Raw genomic sequence first — 24,039 nt, forward strand, 5'->3', positions numbered from 1 at the left:
ATCCAAAGTAGATGCTACAGGTGCTACGTTCACAGACGATACAAAAGCAACGAACGTGACAAGCACCACCATTCGTGTGAATGGCGTAAAAGGTGACAATGACACTGTCACTGGTGGCGTGGTAATTGGCAACCAATCCGTTATCCCTAGTGATGATGGTAAGAAAACAGATGGCACTCCTACAACAGGTAATTTCATTACAGGATTAGATAACAAAGACTGGAATGTAACAAGTCCAACCTTTGTATCGGGTCGTGCCGCTACGGAAGATCAGTTGGTTGCTGTCAGCAAACAGTTTGGTGGCATTCGCCAATTTGTAGGCGATACGAAGACGAAAGAGGGCAAAGATCTTGCTCTGAAGGTTAAACTTGGAGAAACCTTGGCCATTAAAGGGGGAGCTACAAACCTAACGGATAAGAACATTGGCGTAGAGGTAACAGAAGCTGTTACGAATAAAGATGGTACTATAAAAACACCGGCTACTATGACAGTGAAATTGGCAAAAAATGTGGAAATGCAAGACGGTACAACCCACTATACGGGCACACATACTCCACAATATTATGATGACAAGAAAAAGAAATATAAACCGATACTTGACGATCATAAGAAACCTGTGGAAATGAAAACGGATGTGTTACATAGTGGTACGGATACAACGTATACAATGTATCGTCCTGGTGTAGATCCAACGAAGGAACCAAAGGCTACTCCATTTGCAACCACTAATGTATCTCCATTAGGTGTTACGATTTCTTCTACGACTCTTGATGGCAAAGAACATAGACCAGATGTATCGTTAACATTCAACGGACTCAATAATGGTGGTAATCGTATCACGAATGTGGCACCAGGCGTAAAAGGAACCGATGCAGTTAATCTGGATCAGTTGAAAGATGCAACAAACAACGTTATGAACGAAGCTACAGGAGATATTTATAAAGCTGGTGCTAAAGCTGCGGCATTAGCAGCCTTAAAGCCATTGCAATATGATCCATTAGAACCAACGCAAATTATGGCTGGTATAGGTAACTATAAAAAAGAAACAGCAGTAGCATTAGGTATCGCACACTTTACACGTGAAGATACTATGTTCCATGCAGGCATAACATTAGGGGAAAACGAAAACATGTTCAATGCTGGCTTTAGCCATAAATTTGGATGGAGTGCAGATAAGAGAGCAGTCCCTGATCGGTATAAAGCGGGCCCTATTTCATCAGTCTATGTGTTACAGGATGAAGTGATTGCATTGAAAGAAGAAAATGCAACTACAAAAGCAGCATATAAAAAAGTATTGGAAGATAATGCGCATATTCAAGCAGAAAACCAAGAAATGAAAGCATCCTATAGTAAAATGGCACAAGATAATGAAGAAATGAAGGCGCAAATTAAAAAATTGATGCAAGCAATGGGCATAAAATAGAATAACCTAGTTGCATGCTTCATGAATCACATATAAGCCCTACCCTTTTTAGCAATATGTTGAAAGTGTAGGGCTTTTGTGATGAATAGACGTTACCAGTGATGATGATACGATACTCATTATGAAATAAATAGGAATCATGCGTAGTTATCATTAGGTGATATACATACATATTATTCATATGCATAGTATCAATAAAATAAAGGGCAGAATTACAGAAATACAAATCAAATTACTAGGAAAAACTTGATACATTGTGCAAAATATGATAGTATATATATATATATATATATCATGGTTAATATGAACATATATCATAGTTCATATTAATGCTATGAATACTTATGCTGTGACATATGTGTATACAAGTAGGAGGAGTGTATGAATAAGATATTTAAAGTTATTTGGAGTCAATCAAAACAGTGCTACGTTGTAGTTTCTGAAATGGCAAACAGTCATTCGAGTAAAAAGAAAACAGTAGTAGCTAGTATATTGGCGGCTTTAACAATAGGTGTGAATATAGTGGTAGTTGAAGGCGCTGACCCAATACAGGCCAATACGCCTTATGTGTCAGTAAGTCATGCAAGAGATAATAAGGAGGCAGAAATTACACTTCCTGATGTGGAAGGAACCGTTAAAGATAATAAAAATAGTGATGGTTCAAGTTATCCGGGTGGTGTAGCCATTGGTTCCTATGCTAGAACAAGATTGTTAGGATCTGTTGCTGTCGGTCAATATGCTATTGCTGAAAAAAATTATGGCGTTGCAATAGGTAATCGATCGCGTGTATATGATGAAAACGGGATTGCGATTGGGTCGAAATCACAAGTCAATGGCGCTCAGTCTATAGGAATTGGCGTCGATTTACAGATTGGGCAATTTGATAATAATAAACCCACAAAAGCTGGAGCAAATGAAGCTATCGGTATCGGGCGAAATATAAAAATAAAAGCACATGAAGGCATAGCGTTAGGATTAGATACTACGGTTGAACAACAAGGCGGTGTTGCCTTAGGTAAAGGTGCAACTGTTGATGGCCGTTTCTCGGTGGCCTTAGGGTATGGATCGAAGGTAATACAGGAAGATACAGCTGCAACGGATAAGGCCTATTTGTCAAATGAAGCAGTTAATAATTCGGGAAACGGTGTTGTATCGGTAGGTACGAAACGGAATTCTGGTGATAACAATGGTAAGATTACTCGCCGTATCGTAGGCGTAGCAGGTGGTTTTAATGACTATGACGCAGTGAATATACAACAATTGAAAGCCTTGGAAAATGTGAGTCTACAAACGCTTACTGTGAAGGACGGAGATACATCTACTGATGTTACTCCAACGGATCGTAAGATAACCTTAGAAGCAGGAAATAATATTACCTTAACTGCTGCAAATGGTAAAGTTACAGTGGGAACAAAAGGGTTAAATTATATGTCCGTCAAAGGTAATGGTCGCGACGAGAAAATGACTATCAATGGGGTTCCAGATGATGTGAAATCTAATAGTAATAATGATGGAGCTGAGGGGAATGAAAGTATCGCCATAGGTGCCTTTGCTAGATCTCGTCTGACTGGTTCAACGGCAATCGGTCGTAGAGCTATTGCCGAGAGAAATTTTGGAATTGCCTTGGGTAATGAATCACGGGCATTTTCAGAAAATACGATTGCAATCGGATCGAAATCACATGTCAATGGCAATCAATCCATCGGCATTGGGGTTGATTTGAAGGTAGGAAAATTTGATAAAAGTGGTGTGCCAACCGCTGTAGCCGATGATGCAGTAGGGATTGGTCGTGATGTAAGAGTAGAAGAAAGTCAATCCGTAGCTGTCGGATTTGGCGCAAAAGCACAGAAAAAAGGTGCCGTTGCTCTCGGTACAAATACTACCGTTGATAGTGCTAATTCTGTTGCCTTAGGCTATAATTCTACGGTACTTGCCAGCGATGGTGCCACAAATGGTAAATCCTATATGTCGGAAGAAGCTGTGAATAATACTGGTAACGGTGTTGTATCAGTGGGCACTAAACGCAATTTCGGCGATACTAATGGGAGCGTTATTCGTCGCATCGTGGGCGTAGCTGGTGGTTATGACGACTATGATGCAGTAAATGTAAAACAGTTAAAAGCGTTAGAAAAAGTAACTAGAACTCGTTTCTTGGCAATTTCTGGAGCGGCGGATAAAACAGAGGCCGATTACCCAGATACAACATGGACACTAGGTAAAAATGATAAGCCGACAAACTTGGTATTAAAGGGAAACTTTAATAATGAGGGGGCAACTGGTCAAAACTCTGTAGCTGTAGGCCCTTGGGCTAATAGTATGGGAGCTCGATCGGTTGCATTAGGCAGTTATGCAGTAAGTAATGGCATGCAAACGATTGCATTGGGGCAATCCACGCTCGCCTATGGTGAAAATGCCTTGTCATTAGGATCCTATGCCACTGTAAATGGTGCGAACTCTCTTGCTATCGGTACAGATTCGTATGTAGGAAACGCTAAACGCGGTGGAGCGGGGAAAGGAATCTCGGAAACGGGAGATGCGACTACCTATGCTATGGCTATCGGGTTTAATGCACAAGCCTATGGAAAAGACTCCGCGGCATTAGGTAAAAAGGCAATAACAAATGGAAACGCGTCCGTGGCATTAGGTCCAGCGGCACAAGCTGATATTGAGCACTCTGTCGTATTAGGGGAAAGTTCACTGGCACAAGAAGAGGAAGGTGTTAATACAACATCGTATTTGACGAATGAGAGTGTTAATAACTCTGGTAATGGTGTTGTATCGATTGGTAATGCTACTAAAAAGATAACACGCCGCATTATCAATGTGGCAGGTGGTACCAATGATTATGATGCAGTAAATGTAAAACAGTTAAAAGCATTGGGAGCAAAGGAATTGCATGTCAAGACAGGTTCGTATGCAGTTGATGGGGACGGTGCCGTTACATTACAACAAGAAGATGGTACAGGTACTGTACAAGACAATGAAACAGTAAAAATTACTGGTCTTGCTAGCAAAACCGCATTAGACAATTTAAAAACAGAGGTGGATGGAAAAGCAAGTAAAGATGATTTGACAACTGCTGTAAGTGGTATTCAAACTGAATTGGCTAAGAAGGTAAGTCAAGATGATATGAATGCAGCGCTGGCAGATAAAGCGAATGCCTCTGATTTAAAAGCTTTGACAGATGCAGTAAAAGATAAAGTGGATGTGGATACGCTTAAAAAATTCACAGATACATTGGGGAAAAAAGCTGATGAAATTAAAGGCTTGAATGATAACATCACTCGTGCGAATGAAGCGAATGAAGCGGCACGTACTGCCTTGGAAACTAAGATTGATGGTAAATTAGATGCGATAAAAGAAGCAGAATTACATACCATTCCAGGTACCTATGCAGCTACGGACGATGGAACAATTACATTATCACAAGCCAATGGCACAAACCCAGATACAGCGATAGCAGGTAAAGAAATTACGATTACTGGTGTGGCCACTAAAACCGAAGTAGGTACTATTAAAACTGATGTGAAGACGGTGCAAGATAAAGTCAAGGATATTGATCAAACAGTTACCGACCAGGGAACTCGTTTAACTACTGCTGAAAACGATATTAAAGATATAAAAAAAGCAGTTACGGATAAAGTATGGACTGCGGATATTACGGATAAAATTGATGCATTGAAAAATGATTTATCCAATACTACAGTATTAAAAATTAAAGGGGATACAACAAAAACCAAGGAAGATACAGATGCACCTGATGTAGCGGTGAACTTAACGAAAGATACATTAACCGTTAAAGGTGCTAGTGATGAAATCGCTACAGCGGTAAAAGGTAATGAAATCACCATTGGTTTAGCACAAACGTTGAAAGATAAATTAAGTAAGATAGATCAATTAGGCGATACATCTTCAGATGGTGTAGGTTCCGATCAAGGCATGACAGGTGCTGATGGGTTGAATGGTAAAACATTGACAGAAAAAGTAAATGCGTTGCGCAACGGTCAAGCCGGTTCCGTAGTCTACAGAGATGATCAAGGAAATCCGTTGAGAAAAGCAAAGGATGGGAAATTATACAAAGAAACCGACGTGGATGCGGATGGTAATGTGAAAGTAGGTGGTGATGGCGCGAAGCCAACACCAGTAGCATCGGATAAAATACAAGCCCGATTAATGAATCCAGATGGAACCGATACGCCTGTAGCATTCTCGAATGTGGGTAATGGTAAGATTGGAGAAACATCGACAGATGCAGTGAATGGGGCACAAATCTATGTTGGTAATAAGAGTGTAGCAGATGCTCTTGGCGGTGGTGCTGCGGTGAACGATGATGGAACTATTAAAGCACCGATTTTCAAAGTTACGAATGAGGCTGATGGTACCGCTAAAGAAGTACATACCGTAGGCGATGCGGTAACGAATTTGAATGATCGAATTACTGCAGTCGCTAAGAATGGGAAAGATTTAAAAGATCTATCGGTAGAAGGTAAAAAAGTGATTACAAACCTTATCAATGTGACAGGTGATAAGGGAATTGTTGTATCGTCAGAGGTGGACAAAGATACAAATGTCAAAACCTTCACCGTAGGACTCGATCCAGACATGACGGCACAACTTCGTAAGGATATTAAGGGCCTTAAAGAGGGCCCAGCAGGCGGCTTCCAATATGTAAATACAGATGGAGAGCCTGTAGTAAAAGGAGAAGATGGTAATTATTATAAAGGGAGTGAGTTAGACGGTGATGGTAAACCGCTTACGAAAGAACAAAATAATGGTAATGAGGTAAAACCAGTAAGTGGCGGTGCCATTAAAATGAGTCTTAAACCACCAGTAGGTCCAAATGATGATGGAATGCAACTTACCAATGTTAAAGATGGGGCGATTGCAAAAGATTCTAAAGATGCTGTCAATGGCGGACAAATCTATGAGTTGAGTGAAAACCTTGTTAAAGCCGGCGATGCAATTCTTCAAAATGCACAACGGGTCAATGAAGTGGGGGCTCATGCGGCAGCATTGGCTGCGATGAATCCATTAAGCTATGACCCATTGAGAAAATCTCAAATTATGGCAGGTATCGGCTCCTATGATGGAAACCAAGCACTCGCATTAGGTCTTGCCTATAATCCAAATGAAAACGTTATGGTGAATGCTGGCTTTACAGTGGGCGAAGGTAAGACCATGGCAAATATTGGCGCAACCTATCGTTTCGGTACAAGCGATGCGGACCGCATTCCAGAACGATATAAAGGTGGACCAATATCTTCCATCTATGTTATGCAAGATGAAATTGCTGCATTAAAAGCAGAAAATGCTAGAAAAGATGCAGAAAATGCAGAAATGAAAGCACAAATTAAAAAATTGATGCAAGCAATGGGGATGAAATAGAATAACCTAGCTGCATGCTTATCAATCACATATAAGCCCTACCCTTTTAGCAACATGTTGAAAAGGGTAGGGCTTTTGTGATAATTAGATATCTACTGGTAAGGGTGGACATCCTGTTAGGCCTTCATGAGAGTTGATTTGAATACGCTTTTTATATCTATAATTCGTGGAATAAGGGGGACATATCATGCGATGTGATTTTCAATAGCTAATGTGTACACACCAGTTTGTTATCGTTTTATTTTATAAAATGAGATAATAAAAAATGCATTGTAATCAACATTGTTTTATCATAAAATGCAGATATAAAGCGATTTTTGTGATGTTTATATCTAATATGTTTATTTGATATAACCTATGAAAATAAATCATATAAAATATCTTGATTTTTCATACAAAACTTGGTTATACTGAGAAAAAAATATGTTTAAGTTCTTTTTAAGAGTATAGGAGTATATATGAAAAAAATTATAGTAACCACTGCCATTTGCACCGCGTTTTTCTCTACCTTGGCTTGTGCAGAACCACCTACAGGACCACAAGCAGGACAAACACCACAAGAAATAGCACAGCAAGCATTAGATAAGGTTAATGCGTTGGATGGAAAGATTGACCATGTAGGAAAAACTGCTGGCGATGCTAATACTAAAGCGATTGAGAATGAAGGTAAAATACAAAAACATGAGGACAAGTTTAATAGTTATGACAAAAAAATACAAGATGCTGAAACTAAGGTAGAAGCACAAAGAACTGCAAATAATATTATTAAGGATCAGGTTGCTAAAGCAGAAGAGGCTGTAAAGGAAGTAAAAGCTAATGCAGATAAGGTGCCTGAGCTAAAAGAAAAGATTGATGCGACTCAAAAGAATGTTGATCTTGTTAAGAAAGACGTAGTTGATCATGGTGAGAAGATAAAGAATCTTGAAGAAAAAGCAGGAGCTTTGCCGGATGTTATAGCTCAGGCTCAGGATGCACAGGTTCAGGCGACTGCAGCAAAAAGCAAAGCAGAGAAAGTCGATAAAGAACTACTGAGTCTTAGAGGTGATATAAAAGCTGCTATGGGGGCTCCAAAAGGAGAAATAAATGCATTACGTAACCAAACTAACAAAGGGTTAGCTAAGGTAACGGCATTAGCTGGATTACATCCACTAGCATTCGATAAAAATAACAAATTGAGCCTTTCCGTAGCTAGCGGTTCGTATAAGAGTGAACATGCGTTAGCACTAGGCGGATTCTATCAACCAAATCGTGATGTACTTCTTAGCTTTGGATCCTCTGTAGGTGGTAACGACAATGCTTATACCTTTGGTGCATCTGTTCGTGTAGGTTCTCATAGCAAAACTGCTGAAAAACAACATGTGTCACAAGTGGCAGAGTTGTATGCAGCGATAGCAAAATTGCAAGCACAAGTAGAGAAACAACAAAAAGAAATAGTACAATTACAACGCGCTAAGTAATATAGTACTTAGATGTTATAGGTAATCAAGGACGGTTATCCATATGATGGATAGCCGTCTTTTTAGTAGTTGATAGCAGCTAGGTGAGAGGAAAACCTTGTTAGATGAGGTAATTTATATCAGCTTATAGGACAACGTGTTGCTTTGAATGCTGATGGAGCTAGGAAGTATATGCTTCTATTGGTATTTTATTTTTTTAGTGAACTTTAAAGGGTGAACGAAACGTGTTGCAGAAAAATCTGAAACCTCTTGCAATTACGGGGCTAAATAGGTTTTTATCTTTCTAGGAATATATTTTTTAGAAGGAGTATTTTTATGAAAAATGTTAGATGCCCTAATTGTGGCTTTAGTTGTAGAAAACATGATAGGTCTAATGCAGTTTCTTAAAGATGGATATAGAGGCAGTGTAGATGTTCATTTACGAATATAATTACAAAAGATGAAGTCGAATTACAAATGTTTTTAAAACGGTTGTTCGGCAAGAATACTCAGAATGAAATGCCAGGACAAGGCCGTAGTTTTCGTGCATTTTATCATATATTTCTTTTACATTTTGTGATATGCTAAAAATGATTGATAATCATAGACAAGTAGTGTATAATACTTTGGATACGTATGAAATACATATTACCAAGAAGTGATGTAAAGGGGGATATTTGTGGAAAAGGTAAAACGTGTGAATCGGATGGTTGCTTTAACCAAATTATTAGTGGATTCCCCACAAAGACTTATTTCGCTCAATACATTTTGTGATTTTTTTAATATTGCTAAGTCCACATTAAGTGAAGATTTATCTTCTGTAAAAGAATCATTGAAACATTTTGAATTAGGTACATTGGAAACTGTAGCTGGTGCAGCAGGTGGTGTGCGGTTTATTCCTTATCGCAAGGGAGAACGAGCCAATCAAGTACTTGAGGATGTATACCAACGATTGATGACGTCGGATCGTATTATTCCAGGCGGCTTTATTTACATGTCTGACATTCTCTATGATTGGCATGTGGTGAGTCGGTTAGGTGAAATTATTATGACTCGGTTTGCTACCTCTCATCCGGATTATATTATGACGGTGGAAACCAAGGGAATTCCGTTGGCGGTTATGGTGGCACGAGCATTTAATAAACCGTTGGTGATTGCACGGCGTGATAGCAAGGTTACAGAGGGGTCGTCGATTAGCATTAATTATGTAACAGGATCGTCGGGACGCATTCAAACTATGTCATTAACGAAGCGTGCCATTCCCCCTCATGCACGAGTATTAATTATTGATGACTTTATGAAAGCTGGGGGTACAGCGAAGGGGTTGGCAGAATTAGTGGCAGAAATGAATGGTGTCGTTGTAGGTACAGGTGTATTAGTAGCGACCCAAAGCCCTAGCCCTAAATTGGTGGATGATTATGAAGCACTATTTACGTTTTACAGTATCGATGAACAAACGAAAAAAATTCACATAGAACCCATATTTGATGCGGTTGATAGGACATAGAATAATCGATGATATACACGTAATGGAAAGTAATTGGTACGATGTGAATGGCAGGAGGATATATGAAAGATATAGGCGCATTAATTTTAGCTGCAGGCAAAGGAACTCGTATGAAATCCAAGTTGCCAAAGGTACTGCATAAAGTGGCTGGTAAAGCTATGGTGGAACGAGTGCTAGATACGGTACAATCCTTGGGTACAGAGAAAAACATTATTGTCATTGGCTTTGGCGGTGATATGGTGAAAGACTATATCGGTGATAGAGCTGATTTTGTGGTACAAGAGGAACAAAAAGGTACAGGTCATGCAGTTAAACAAGCACAGCCGATGTTAGAAACATTTGATGGCACTATTTTAGTATTGTGTGGCGATACGCCACTAGTGAAACGGGAAACCTTACAAGCTTTGCTAGAAACACATGATGCGATGCATGCAGCAGCGACTGTATTAACGGCACATATGCCAGATCCTACTGGGTATGGAAGAATTATCCGTGATGATCGAGGACATGTGCTTCGCATCGTGGAACAAAAGGATGGTAAACCAGAGGAATTAGCGGTAACGGAAGTAAATACAGGTATGTATGCCTTTGATAGTCATAAATTATGGCCTTGTTTAGCACAATTGTCTGATGATAATGCACAAGGAGAATTATATATTACCGATGTGATTAGCATTTTAGTGAATGCTGGTGAATGCGTCAGTGCCTATGTAACAGATGATTTTGAAGAATCGTTAGGTGTTAACTCACGAGCACAATTAGCAGAAGCGGAAGCTATTTTGAAACATCGTAAAAATCGTGAATTAATGGAGTCGGGAGTGACTATTATTGATCCTCTTAACACCTATGTAGCCCCAGAAGTGACTGTAGGACAAGATACTATATTATACCCAGGAACTATCTTGGAGGGACACACCATCATTGGTAGAGAATGTCAGATTGGGCCGCATACACGACTTACTAATGTGACTGTAGGCGATGGTAATACAATTCATTTTACCTATGGCCATGACTGTGAAATTAAAAATAATACAGATATTGGTCCCTATGTACATTTAAGGCCTAATACTGTTATTTGCGATACAGTTCATATTGGCAATTTTGTGGAAGTAAAAAATAGTCATGTCGGTGAAGGTACTAAACTACCTCATTTATCCTATATTGGGGATAGCGACATAGGCAGCGGTGTTAATATTGGTTGTGGGAGTATTACTGTTAATTATGACGGTAAAATCAAGCATCGCACTATCATCGGCAATGGTGCGTTTGTAGGTTGCAATAGTAATTTAGTGGCGCCTGTAACTGTTGGTGAATATAGCTATATTGGTGCTGGATCTACGATTACTAAAGATGTACCATCTAAGGCATTAGCCGTAGGACGTAGTAAACAAATTATGAAAGAACATTGGGTAACAGACGATACTTTTAAAAAGAAAACCAAGTAGAAATATTTGGTGAAAATAGTAAAACGCATTACAATTTTTCGTAAAATAGTATACAATATAGGAATGTAGTACATAATGTATATAAATAGGTGTTTATCAGTAAGGCTAAAGAGGTATTGAAAATGGCATTTGAAGACGGCAAAAAACTAAAAATTTTCACAGGTAACGCGAATCCAGAATTGGCAAAAGAAATTTGTGATTATTTAGGATTGCCTTTGGGTAAAGCTCATGTTGGTCGCTTTAATAATGGTGAAGTACAGGTTATGATTGACGAAAGTGTTCGCGGTAAAGATGTTTTCGTTGTGCAACCAACTAGTTATCCTGTTAATGATAATTTAGTGGAACTACTAGTTATTGCAGATGCATTAAAACGTGCTTCTGCACGTCATATTACAGCCGTGGTACCTTATTATGGGTATGCGCGACAAGATCGAAAAACCCGTGGTCGTGAACCAATTACATCCAAGTTGGTAGCCGATTTAATGCAAACTGCAGGTATTACTCGTCTTGTGACAATTGATTTGCATGCAGGTCAAATCCAGGGCTTTTTCAATGTGCCTGTAGACCATTTGCTCGGTGCTGGTATCATTGCTAAATATATTAATGAAAAACAAATGAAAGATGTCATCGTTGTATCTCCTGATTTAGGCGGTGTTACGCGTGCTCGTGATTTAGCCGATCGCATCGATGCACCGATTGCTATTATCGAGAAAAAACGACCTGAACCAGGTGTGGCAAAGGTTATGAATTTAATTGGTAATGTGGAAGGTAAGAACTGTATTGTTATCGATGATATTGTCGATACAGCTGGCTCATTAGTAGAAGGTGCTAAAGCGTTACAAGAATTTGGCGCCAAATCAGTTACTGCTTGTGTGACACATGGGGTATTAACAAATCCTGCTTGTGAACGCATTGCTAATTCTAATATTAGTGAATTGATTTTAACTAATACAATTCCTTTGCCTCCAGAAGCTAAGAACTTACATACGATTACAAGTTTATCAGTAGCTCCATTGTTAGGCGAAGCAATTATGCGTATTTTCCACGAAGTATCGGTAAGTAATTTATTTGACAAATAATAGGTGATTTTGTGAAATTAGTAGTAGGCTTAGGAAATCCTGGCAAACAGTATGAAGCGACAAAACATAATGTAGGATTCATGGTCATTGATGAGATCGCTAGTACTCTCTCCCATACACCGTGGCGGGAAGAGAAAAAGGCCGATGTATGTACTAGTACGGTAGCTAGAGAAAAAGTGCTGTTAGTAAAACCGCAAACATTTATGAATAATAGTGGTGAAGCAGTAGGACCTTTAATGAGATATTATAAAATAGATCCGGCTGATGTTTATTGTATCTATGATGATATGGATTTACCTGTGGGAAAGCTACGTATTCGACCGAACGGTAGTGCTGGTGGACACAATGGCATTAAGTCTCTAATTCTTCATTTAGGCACCGAAGAATTTCCGCGGTTTCGTGTGGGTATAGGACGTCCTTTGCCAAAATGGACTGTTGTTGATCATGTATTATCACCCTTTACAGAAGAACAAGAACAAATTATTACTGAGGGAGTTACCAATATGGCAAAAGCCGTTTTGGGGACTATAGAAGTAGGTATTGATAAAGGAATGAACTTGTATAATCCTAAAAAGGGAAAACGGCATACATAATTGATTGTTTACGTTCTTTTATGTGCATATTCCGTCGTATGGACTATAGATTGTGATAGATGATAGAAACTTAATATGTATATAGGTAACGACTTAGGTATCATTGCTGTCAATGATGCCTAAGTCGTTAATCGTATAGCGTTACATGTAATAGGGCTATTGTATCTATGAATATACATGTAGTTGATAGGATTACAGCAGTATTTTTACTAGCGATGAAAATAGATTATATCTAGGATCATCGCTAGTTTACATTTCTTATAAAACGTTATAAGGTAGGCCTATATGGATGATATTGTCTAAGCTATGAAAGAATGACTACTTTTTTATCGTTCTAACGAGATATTTGTTATATAATAAAAAAGAATATATGCTAGTAGCAACGAGTGGTTTGTAGAATATTACTATACGATAGATTTCCTACAAACAATCACATCAAGCTGGCATGGAGTGATAAATGGTAGATAATGGACAGTAGATATGGATATAAATAAACAGAAACACATGCCTTTTGTAGAGGCCTTAGAAGCGTATAAAGCAGAATGCTTTGTGCCATTTCACACACCAGGTCATAAGTTGGGGCAAGAAGCTCCTAAGTCACTTAAAAGATGGTTAGGCGATACGTTGGCCTATGATTTAGGTGTCATGTATGCATTAGATGATTTGCATGAACCAGAGGGAGCTTTACGGGAAGCGCAGATGTTAGCCGCCGATGTATATGGTGCAAAGCAATGTTGGTTTTCTATTAATGGCACAACTGCATTGATTGAAACCATGATCATGAGCGTGGTTGGCGAACATGATACAGTAATCATTCCACGAGAAGCACATAAGTCTATTAATAATGCCTTAGTATTGAGCGGGGCTACACCAGTTTATTTAGAAGGGCGATATAGCAATCGTTGGAACATCCCTTTGGGGACTACGGTAGAGGAAGTATCGATGTGTTTACAAGCACATCCAGAAGCAAAAGCAATTGTATTAGTGTATCCTAATTATTATGGTATTGGTGTTGATATAGAAGCGATTGTTGAGATGGCTCATGCGCATGGCGTTATTGTTCTCGTAGATGAGGCACATGGGGCACATTTGCCTTTTTCAGAAGCGTTGCCTGTGGAAGCAATTGCAGCAGGGGCTGATTTAGTGGCACAAAGTACGCATAAATTAGTAGGCTCTCTCACACAAACATCAATTTTATTAGGGCAAGGACAACGCATTGATTATAGGCGTGTTACACAGGTACATCAAATGTTGCAAAGTACGAGCCCTAATTATATATTTCTTGCTTCTCTTGATATGGCACGCCATCAATTGGCTACAGAGGGATCTGTATTAGTCGAACGAGCGGTTATGTTAGCTAATCAATTGCGTCGTCAATTGATGGCGATTGCTGGCATTCGTGTTATGGATCTTACTTCATTAGAGGGAGTTACTCATTTTGATTTGACTAAGGTGTTAATTGATGCTAGTGAATTAGGGTTAGATGGTATTTCTTTTGAAAAGCTATTACGTAAAGAACATATAGAAGTGGAATTGGTACAAGGCAATCACGTGTTAGTATTAATTACGATAGGTGATACACTAGCATCGATACAGGCGCTAGTACAGGGAATACAAAGAATTAGTGATAGCATAATTAGCACTACTCGTATCGATAATAGAATCGTACCACCAATGAGAATAATATATCCATTGCCAACGCCTGTTGTTGCCATGACACCACGACAGGCATTTTATAAAGGATATAAACAAATACTATTACAAGAGGCCCTAGGATGCATTAGTGCGGAAACGATTAGTTACTATCCACCAGGTATTCCTTTCCTTTCTAGGGGCGAGATAATTACAAAGGAAGTAGTGGACTATATTGAAAGTCAGAGATTAGCGGGGTATATACCTAATGGGGCAGCAGATATAACGCTATCTACGATTCGTGTGATAGATGAATCGAATCGTGCAGTATAATATAGGTAGTATAGGAAAAATTTTATAGGGAATCATTCGTGAATCGCTATAGTATGATATATGTAGTATAGATGGAGGAATAGGCATGGGCAAATTATTCATTATAGAAGGTGGCGATGGTAGCGGGAAAGCAACACAGACTGCGTTATTAACAAAACGATTACAACAAGAAGGCTATGCTGTCAAAGCTGTTAGTTTTCCCAACTATGATAGCCCCGCTTCTATGCCGATAAAAATGTATTTAGCTGGTGAATTTGGTAAGGATGTAAATGATGTCAACCCTTATGTGGCAAGTAGTTTTTATGCCATTGATCGATTTGCGTCCTATCGACAAGACTGGCAATCATTTTATGAAGAGGGCGGTATTGTATTAGCCGATCGCTATACTACATCAAACATGGTGCATCAGATGGTAAAATATAGGGATCCTGAAAAAAGGCACGCATTTCTAACATGGTTAGAAGATTTTGAGTTTATTAAATTTCAATTACCTAAACCAGATTTGGTGTGCTTACTGGATGTACCGCTCTTAGTTAGTGAAGACTTAATGAAGCATAGAGAACATAAAACGGGGGGAGCAACCGGTGATATTCATGAAAAAAATCACCAATACTTAGCAGATGTGCATGCTGCGTATGATGAGCTAGTTGAACGCTATGGGTGGCGACGAATTCCTTGTGCTGCTAGTGCAGATGGTACAACGAGTCACATGCGCTCCATAGAAGCTATTCATGAAGACATATATACGGCAATCGTAGATTTACTATAACCTATAAATTATGCATAGCGCGTATCACTTACCTGTTGGAATAACGATAGAATATAGGTAGATTGCTTTTAGTATAGAAAATATATAGCACCTATGATAAAATAATACTGTTATTGTTGTATAAATTTTGCTAGTAAGAGGTGAATTATGACATATTTTGATTCTGTAATAGGACAAGATACTAATAAGTCAACTCTTATAGAATTAGTTCATAAACAAGTCTTACCGCATAGTATATTATTCTATGGTGAGGCGGGCCTTGGTAAATTAGATATGGCCATAGGACTAGCTTCGTTATTGATAGGCAGACAGGTATTTTCCCCTCATGGTGGTAAGGAGTATTTAGCCCATATAGATACGATTCGCAGTCAACAGGGTGAATCAGATAAAAAAATTCAAGCTGAAGGATTATCGATGTATGTGGACCAACACGAGGCTTTTTGGTTGCGTCCTATGAAAACTATGTTAAAGGTAGAACAATGGTATACACTGCTTCAAACCTATCTTACAGTAACGAGTGAATCACCTCGCGTCGTTATTATCGAAGACTTTCAGACGGCCAACGCAGTCATGGCTAATGCTATGTTAAAAACGATTGAAGAACCACCTGACAATGTATACTTTATTATCATTACGAATACAATCCATACAGTGTTGCCAACCATTATATCTAGATGTATGGCGTTGCCTTTTACCGCAGTTTCCGATGATATCATTCGCGATACCTTAAAAAAAGAAGGGATTACAGGCGATATTGAACAAGCAATTATCTCTGGACATGGTAATCCTGCACTCGTTAGGCAATTAGCTATCGAGGGGCAACTTAAGATGCTTTCCTTAGCAGTCGATATTATGGATGCTCTGTCCTTTGAAAGTAGGTATTTTACACTCATATCGTTGTGGACAGAATCACTCAGTCGTGATGACATGATCGAAGTATTACATTGGATTCGTGTGTTGGCGAGAGATATGTTAGCCTTACGTTATGGGGCTACAAGAGATATATGGCAATGTCCTTTGCATCATGATACATTGCTGACTATGCTGCCTGTATGGCGGACTAAAACCTTAGATTATTTAATGAAACAATCATTACAAGCTGAAAAGGCGTTAAAATTATATGTAAAAACATCATTAGTGGTTGATGGATTGATAATAGCAGTTCATCGAGCACTACAGGAGGATACAGATTGATTACTATTGTAGGTGTGCGATTTAAAAAAGCAGGAAAAATATATTATTTTTCACCAGGAACTATTAATTTAGAGTTACATGATGGTGTCATTGTGGAAACGGCTAGAGGATTAGAATATGGTTCAGTAGTAATCGGTCCTCGTATGGTAACCGATGATGCAGTGGTGCAACCATTGAAAACAGTGATTCGTAAAGCTACCGCGAAAGATATGAAGCAAGTTAATAAAAATGAGTTGCGCGAACAAAAGGCCTTTTCTATTTGTTTGGAAAAAATTGCTAACCGAAATTTGCCCATGAAATTGATTAATGTAGAATACACATTTGATATGAATAAAATCATCTTTTTCTTTACTGCTGATGGGCGTATTGATTTTCGTGAATTGGTTAAGGATTTAGCGACTGTATTTAGAACGCGTATTGAGTTACGACAAGTGGGCGTTCGTGATGAAGCTAAAATTATCAATAGTATTGGTGCTTGTGGTAGACCACTATGTTGTTCCACTTATTTAGGAGATTTTTCGCCCGTATCAATTCGCATGGCTAAGGACCAAAATTTAAGTTTGAACCCGACTAAAATATCAGGTGTATGTGGTCGATTAATGTGTTGCTTAAACTATGAAGATCATTTATATGCTAAGGGGGGCGATTTGTATGTACAGAAAACAAATCAGCCGTCTGTAGACGTAGAGCCACCTGGTGTAGGTAAAGATGTGGTAACCGATGAAGGTGTCGGTAAGGTAGTAAAGATTAATAAAAATAAAAAAACTGTGAAAGTACAGCTTGAAGCAGGAAGAACTATCGATTTGCCTTGGTCAGAGGTGGCAGAACCGGATGAATGAGGTGAAGAATAGGAAGACTATGAATCAACCTGTTGACAGACATTTTTCAGACTTTTCCGCACAGTTAGAAGTTGCACTGAAAGAGCAAAACTTGATAGACACGGGACGATTGCTTAAAGACCCTCGTGTTCGACTGGACGATATAATTATTGATGGCATGAAATTATATCAGCGGTCGGATCAATTTTGCTTTTCTATTGATGCGGTTATATTAGCTAATTTTATACCTTATAAAGCAAAGGATTCCTATGTGGAATTGGGAACTGGCACAGGCATAATTCCTTTATTGGCTACTGCGAAAGGTTGTAGACATATTGTAGGAGTTGAAAAAAATCCCATCATGGCGTTATTGGCAACATGTAGTGTAGACTATAATCAAAAGAAAGAGTCGATTCAGATTATACAAGGTGATTATCGACAACTAGCCACATGGCAAACGATGAAGCACGTATTCGTAGAAGTGATAGAAAACACACAAAATCATTCCATTAATTCCGTAAGCCATGATTATAAGATAGATAGTAAGTCATCTTCTTATAAGAAAGACACTGCCTCGCCCATGGTCGCCTATATCCCCTATAAGGTAGAACGGCACTTTGATGGCGTCATTGCTAACCCCCCGTATTATGGCGTCAACTGCGGTGCTCTTTCACAGCATAAGGATAGGGCGTTAGCACTTCATGAAGATGACACATCGTTAGATGAGGTGATACAGGCCGCTAAAAGGCTTGTTAAATGTAAAGGAAAATTTTGGATGATTTATGTAGCGGATCGTATATCCTATGTGCTAAGGCTCTTAGAAGCCCATGGGTTTGCCCCTAAACGTATACGATTTGTTCATAGTTTTCCTCATCAGGTAGCCAAATTAGTACTCGTTGAAGCGGTACAAGGGGGAAAAGAGGGCGTTATGGTAGAACCGCCTTTATATATCTATCAAGAAAAAAATGTATACAGTAAGGAGGTGAGTGACTGGTATGGAGAACAACTCATGGATACATGAAAAAAATGATAGTATTCATATAGAAAATGCCAAGCAAGATAAGGTATCGATGAGTGGGGATAGTAGATTCGTTGACCATGCAATACATGATGTAGAGCGTCATAGAAGTGGCGTACTATACTTGGTACCAACGCCGATTGGAAATATGGAAGACATGACCTATCGAGCGGTTAGAGTATTAAGAGAAGTGGATATGATTGCCGCTGAAGATACAAGACATACGGGCATTTTATTATCCTATTATGATATTCATAAACCATTAATTTCTTATCACGAACATAATAAGAATGAGAAGGGTGCGTATTTACTTTCTTTACTACAAGCGGGTAACTCCGTTGCTCAAGTGAGTGATGCAGGTATGCCAGCTATTTCTGATCCAGGTGCAGACTTAGTCAAAAAAGCGATTGCAGCGGGGATTTCCATTGTTCCTTTACCAGGTGCTAATGCAGCATTGACATCACTCATTGCTTCAGGCCTTTCTACAAAACAGTTTACATTTTTTGGATTTTTGCCAAAGCGAAAGTCGAATCGCAAAGAAATGTTATCTCGCATACGTTCACAAGAAGGAACATTATTGTTTTATGAGGCACCCCATCGGTTGCAAGACGTGTTATTAGATATGCATGAACAATTAGGCAATCGACCGATTGTGATTGCTCGAGAAGTGACAAAAAAATTTGAAACTATGATTCGCACAGATTTGTCATCCTTAGTGGCGGATGATAGTCAAATTATGTATAAAGGTGAATTTGTAGTCGTTGTCGGCGGAGCGGAAACATCGCTAAACACGGCGGTGCATGATGATACTACGGAAGATATTCCTTATGAAGAAGCTGTATATAGTCTTATACAGAGTGGTATAGCTAAAAAAGAAGCGATACGAATCGTTGCTAAGAAGCGTCATGTATCACGGCGAGATGTATATAATGCCGTAGAGGCAGCGAGTGGGCAAGGAGGATTTTAAGAATGGCAGAAAATAAACGTTTTTATATTACCACACCGATTTACTACCCTAGTGCTAAATTGCATATAGGTCATACGTACTGCACTACAGTGGCGGATACGATTGCTCGGTATAAACGATTAGCGGGCTATACAGTACGTTTTTTGACAGGATCTGATGAACATGGGCAAAAGATTCAGCGTGCGGCTGAAGAGAGAGGTATTACACCCATTGAGTATACAAATGAGATTGTAGCTACCTTTCAGAACCTTTGGAAACGATTGAACATTTCTAATGACGATTTTATTAGGACTACAGATGCTCGTCATGAACGTGTAGTACAAGCTTTATTTCAACGAGCTTATGACAATGGAGATATTTATAAAGCGGAATATGAAGGTTGGTATTGTACGCCATGTGAAAGTTTTTGGACAGAACAAAAATTGGGGGATAATCATACCTGCCCTGACTGTGGTCGACCAGTAGAATTGGTTAAAGAAGAAAGTTACTTCTTTAAAATGAACAAATATGCCGATCGATGGCTACAATTCATTGAAGAACATCCTGACTTTATCCAACCAGAATCACGACGGAATGAAATGATTCAGTTTGTGAAACAAGGGTTAGAGGACTTGTGTGTATCTCGTACTAGTTTTGACTGGGGTATTCAAGTACCTTTCGATAAAAAACATGTTGTCTATGTATGGTTTGATGCACTCGTTAACTATATTAGTGCGTTGGAACCAACTATAGATGGAGACACATTAACAGGTGATTTATATAATACATTTTGGCCAGCAGATTTGCATTTGGTAGGGAAAGAAATTGTTCGATTCCATACGATTATTTGGCCGATTATGTTGATGAGTTTAGGACTTCCCCTTCCAAAACAAGTGTTTGGTCATGGCTGGTTAATTGTAGATGGCACAAAAATGAGTAAATCCTTGGGGAATGTGATTGACCCGATTCCATTGATTGATACATACGGATCGGATGCATTGCGGTATTTCTTACTCAGCGAGATTCAGTTGGGAAATGATGGTAACTTTACATTACCTAATTTTGTACAACGCATTAATTCTGACTTGGCTAATGATTTAGGTAATTTGTTGAATCGTACAGTAGCGATGATTGAAAAATATCATCATGGAATTCTTACGAAATGTGATAGCACGAGCGAATTTGATACAGATTTAGTAGCGTTGGCGATGCAAACAGTTACTGGTTATGAGGAACATATGGAACATATGGAACTTAATAAAGCCTTAAAAGCTGTATGGACTTTCATTAGTCGTACCAATAAATATATTGATGAAACAACACCATGGATATTGGCGAAACATAGTCATGAAGGTGATGAAGAACGGTTACAGGCAGTTATGTATCACTTAGCAGAAGCGTTGCGTATCATTGCCATCTTAGTATCACCAATCTTACCATCTGGTGCACCTCGTATTTGGGAACAATTAGGACTTACAGGATTTGACAAGATTACCTTACAGGATGCCACTACATGGGGGCAGATTCCAACTGGTACAAAGGTGATGAAAGGGGAACCAATTTACCCTCGTTTTGATATACCAGAAATGATAGAGGTGTCATCAGATATAGAAAAAGAAAAGGGAACAGTAGTAACGAATACAGAGGAGGGTAAACCTGTGGAAGATAGTACAGTAGAAACGATTCCTCCTATTAAGGAGTCGATTAGCTACGATGATTTTGAAAAGCTAGACTTACGCGTAGCTAAAGTGTTAACTTGTGAAAAAGTGAAGAAATCAAAAAAATTACTTAAATTTACCTTAGATGTTGGTGTAGAAGAACGAACTGTAGTTAGTGGTATTTCTAATTATTATGAACCAGAAGAACTTATAGGGAAAAAAGTTATTTATTTAGCGAACCTATCACCACGTAAGTTAATGGGAATAGAATCATATGGTATGATTTTATCAGCCTCTGATTTTTCAGAACATTTAGAAGTAACTACGATTCAAGATATGGCACCAGGAAGTTTGGTGAAATAATGAAATTATTTGATACACATGCCCATGTCAATGATGAAGCCTTTTTGGATGATAGAGAGCGTATGCTAGAGGCGTGTTTTGATAGTGGCGTAGAATATATCGTATGTCCCGGCTGTGATCGACCTACTTCTGAATCGGCAGTTGCCTTGGCAGAGCGGTATACACAAATTTATGCCGCGGTTGGCTTACACCCAGAAGAGGTGAAAACGGCTAAGGAAGAAGATTTTGAATATTATTACACTACGGCTAAAGAGCATCCGAAGGTTGTAGCCATTGGTGAAATCGGACTAGACTATTATTGGGACACATCTACAAAAGACCTACAAAAAGAATATTTCATTCGTCAGTTAGCCATTGCACGAGAGGTAGATGTGCCGATTATTATTCATGATCGCGATGCACATGGGGACATAATGGATTTATTACGCCTTCATGGAAAAGGGAATCGAGGTATTTTTCATTGCTACTCGGGCAGTTACGAAATGGCTCGACAAGCGATGAAGATGGGATTTTATATCTCTTTTGCAGGACCAGTAGTATTTCCAAAATCTACATCCTTAAAAGAAGTGGCAAAAGAAATTCCTTTGGATAGACTATTAGTAGAAACTGATTCCCCTTATTTAACACCGCCTCCTTTTAGAGGAAAACGGAATGATCCATCTAAGACACAATTTGTGGTAGAAGAGATTGCTCGATTAAAAGGGATTGATCAAGAAGAATTAGCACATATCACTCTTGAGAATGGTAAAACAATTTTTAATATAAAATAATAAGAGGCACATTGCTTGGTAGAACTCTGTATATAGATATTCTATATATTAGCAACTATTAAGTAGTGTGCTCTTTTGTAAGGTAGTCAGAAAGATTTGGAGTTTATATGGAACGACTAGCATTGATAGACTTGGGGTCAAATTCAGTACGGTTTGTGATTAGTGAAATTGCAGATAATGAGAGTTATCGGCTTATTTATCAGGAAAAAGAGAGCATTCGTCTTAGTGAAGGTATGTGGGAAACTAATTATTTAACGGAAGCGGCTATGAAGCGTGCTATTAATGCGTTACAAGTTTTTTCACATATGGCAGAAATTATGAAGACAACACACGTGTATGCAGTGGCCACAGCAGCAGTACGATTTTCTCGTAATGGTAAGGCCTTTATTAAACGGGTGTATGAAGAAACGGGAATTACCTTAACCTGTATATCTGGTGAAGAAGAAGCTCGATTGGGATTCCTTGGTGTCATTAATACAATCGGATTGGATAATTTTGTGCTCTTTGATTTAGGCGGTGCTAGTACGGAAGTATCCTTAGTAGAAAATCGACAAGTGGTGCGTTCAGTGAGTCTACCTATGGGGGCGTTAACATTGACGGGGATGTTCCAACATGGCACAGAGTTAACGACGAAAGAGTATGATATAATGATAGCCCATATTCAAATGCTACTAGAAGATGAACCGTGGCTAAAACAGATAGGATGGCCCTTAGTTGGTATTGGTGGTACGGCTAGGAATATGGCTAAAATAGATCAGCGCTCTCACGATTATCCCATTGCTAAACTCCATAATTATGAATTAAAATATTCACGAATAGTAGAAATTTTACAATTAGTGACGAGTAAGTCATTAGCACAACGGCGTAAAATCCCTGGACTTTCTCAAGAACGAGCCGATATTATTGTGGCGGGAGCAGCCTTGATTCAACAACTTAGTAAGCATGTTGGTGCTAAATCGATGTATATCGGTGGGGCCGGGCTTCGAGAAGGTTTATTTTATGATTACTATGGTAAACATTACATGAATACATCTGGTGTTATTGATGATATATTAATGCATTCTGCAGAAAATGTACTGCTATCAATGCCTCAAAATGATTTGGATCATGTAAAATATACGGCAAATTTGGCAGATACGATTTTTGAACAATGGCAATCATTACACGGTTGTAATGAACGGATACGTAAATTATTAATGGTGGCCGCATTATTACATGATATGGGCAAACAAATTAATTATTACAGTCATGCTAGACATAGTGCGTATATGCTAGTTAATAGCAATTTATATGGTATTTCTCATGTGGAACAAGCCATATGTGCTTTCATTGTTATGAATTCTCATGGATATACGAATAAATTATATAAAACATCAGAGTATGCTAAATTATTAGGTAGTGGACATAAGATGATAATTGCTAAAATGTCACTTATTTTAAGTGTTGCGGAAGCGATTGATGAAAGTCATGAACAATTGGCCGTATCTGTATCATCTGTGATTACAGATAGAGAAGTGATATTGACAGTATGGACAAAAAAACGGGCTAATGCCTTAATCGCTATGGCTGCTATCGACAAGTTGACGAAGTCATTTAAAAAAGAATTTAAAAAAGAATTATTGGTAGAGTGGAAAGAGCGACTATAGACGATGTATCATGGTGAGGTGTAA

The 24,039-nt window shown here is 38.7% G+C and carries 16 protein-coding genes; all 16 read left to right on the forward strand.

Annotated features, from left to right (window positions below; all coding sequences use genetic code 11):
• Window positions 1-1,423: YadA-like family protein (locus K357_RS08820; RefSeq protein ID WP_038113579.1), on the forward strand; the 1,423-nt coding region annotated here is incomplete at its 5' end.
• Window positions 1,424-1,804: 381 nt separating this feature from the next.
• Window positions 1,805-6,808: a YadA-like family protein gene (locus tag K357_RS0104210; protein WP_028257594.1), complete on the forward strand. Its 5,004-nt coding sequence runs from the start codon at window positions 1,805-1,807 to the stop codon at window positions 6,806-6,808.
• A gap of 458 nt (window positions 6,809-7,266) precedes the next feature.
• Window positions 7,267-8,265, forward strand: coding sequence for a YadA C-terminal domain-containing protein (locus K357_RS0104215; RefSeq protein WP_028257595.1), 999 nt, complete (start codon window positions 7,267-7,269; stop codon window positions 8,263-8,265).
• 658 nt (window positions 8,266-8,923) lie between these two features.
• On the forward strand, window positions 8,924-9,751 hold the full coding sequence (gene purR, locus K357_RS0104225; protein WP_028257596.1) for a pur operon repressor: 828 nt from the start codon (window positions 8,924-8,926) through the stop codon (window positions 9,749-9,751).
• Window positions 9,752-9,813: 62 nt separating this feature from the next.
• Window positions 9,814-11,196 (forward strand): bifunctional UDP-N-acetylglucosamine diphosphorylase/glucosamine-1-phosphate N-acetyltransferase GlmU, encoded by a 1,383-nt coding sequence (gene glmU, locus K357_RS0104230; protein ID WP_028257597.1) that lies wholly within the window; start codon window positions 9,814-9,816, stop codon window positions 11,194-11,196.
• 122 nt (window positions 11,197-11,318) lie between these two features.
• Window positions 11,319-12,275, forward strand: a complete 957-nt coding sequence (locus K357_RS0104235) for a ribose-phosphate diphosphokinase (RefSeq protein WP_028257598.1) — start codon at window positions 11,319-11,321, stop codon at window positions 12,273-12,275.
• Between the two features lie 11 nt (window positions 12,276-12,286).
• Window positions 12,287-12,868, forward strand: coding sequence for an aminoacyl-tRNA hydrolase (pth, locus tag K357_RS0104240; protein WP_028257599.1), 582 nt, complete (start codon window positions 12,287-12,289; stop codon window positions 12,866-12,868).
• A gap of 486 nt (window positions 12,869-13,354) precedes the next feature.
• Window positions 13,355-14,833 carry an aminotransferase class I/II-fold pyridoxal phosphate-dependent enzyme gene (locus K357_RS0104245; RefSeq protein WP_028257600.1) on the forward strand — a complete coding sequence of 493 codons (1,479 nt, stop codon included), beginning with the start codon at window positions 13,355-13,357 and terminating at the stop codon, window positions 14,831-14,833.
• Window positions 14,834-14,918: 85 nt separating this feature from the next.
• Window positions 14,919-15,602 carry a dTMP kinase gene (locus tag K357_RS0104250; RefSeq protein WP_028257601.1) on the forward strand — a complete coding sequence of 228 codons (684 nt, stop codon included), beginning with the start codon at window positions 14,919-14,921 and terminating at the stop codon, window positions 15,600-15,602.
• A gap of 147 nt (window positions 15,603-15,749) precedes the next feature.
• Window positions 15,750-16,796 (forward strand): DNA polymerase III subunit gamma/tau, encoded by a 1,047-nt coding sequence (locus K357_RS0104255; RefSeq protein WP_028257602.1) that lies wholly within the window; start codon window positions 15,750-15,752, stop codon window positions 16,794-16,796.
• Window positions 16,793-17,635, forward strand: a complete 843-nt coding sequence (locus K357_RS0104260; RefSeq protein ID WP_028257603.1) for a PSP1 domain-containing protein — start codon at window positions 16,793-16,795, stop codon at window positions 17,633-17,635. The genes K357_RS0104255 and K357_RS0104260 overlap by 4 nt, the downstream gene beginning before the upstream one ends.
• Window positions 17,628-18,635 (forward strand): tRNA1(Val) (adenine(37)-N6)-methyltransferase, encoded by a 1,008-nt coding sequence (locus tag K357_RS0104265; protein ID WP_051212098.1) that lies wholly within the window; start codon window positions 17,628-17,630, stop codon window positions 18,633-18,635. The genes K357_RS0104260 and K357_RS0104265 overlap by 8 nt, the downstream gene beginning before the upstream one ends.
• Before the next feature lie 49 nt (window positions 18,636-18,684).
• Complete coding sequence (gene rsmI / locus K357_RS0104270) at window positions 18,685-19,599, forward strand: 16S rRNA (cytidine(1402)-2'-O)-methyltransferase (RefSeq protein ID WP_051212109.1); 915 nt, start codon at window positions 18,685-18,687, stop codon at window positions 19,597-19,599.
• A 2-nt stretch (window positions 19,600-19,601) separates the two neighbouring features.
• Window positions 19,602-21,599, forward strand: a complete 1,998-nt coding sequence (gene metG, locus K357_RS0104275) for a methionine--tRNA ligase (RefSeq protein WP_028257606.1) — start codon at window positions 19,602-19,604, stop codon at window positions 21,597-21,599.
• Window positions 21,599-22,369 (forward strand): TatD family hydrolase, encoded by a 771-nt coding sequence (locus tag K357_RS0104280; RefSeq protein WP_028257607.1) that lies wholly within the window; start codon window positions 21,599-21,601, stop codon window positions 22,367-22,369. Before metG ends, K357_RS0104280 begins: the two co-directional genes overlap by 1 nt.
• 107 nt (window positions 22,370-22,476) lie before the next feature.
• Entirely contained in the window at window positions 22,477-24,015 is a 1,539-nt protein-coding gene (locus tag K357_RS0104285; RefSeq protein WP_028257608.1) for a Ppx/GppA phosphatase family protein, read from the forward strand.
• Window positions 24,016-24,039 lie beyond the last annotated feature (24 nt).

Source organism: Veillonella montpellierensis DSM 17217 (assembly GCF_000426745.1).
GTDB classification, from domain to species: domain Bacteria; phylum Bacillota; class Negativicutes; order Veillonellales; family Veillonellaceae; genus Veillonella; species Veillonella montpellierensis.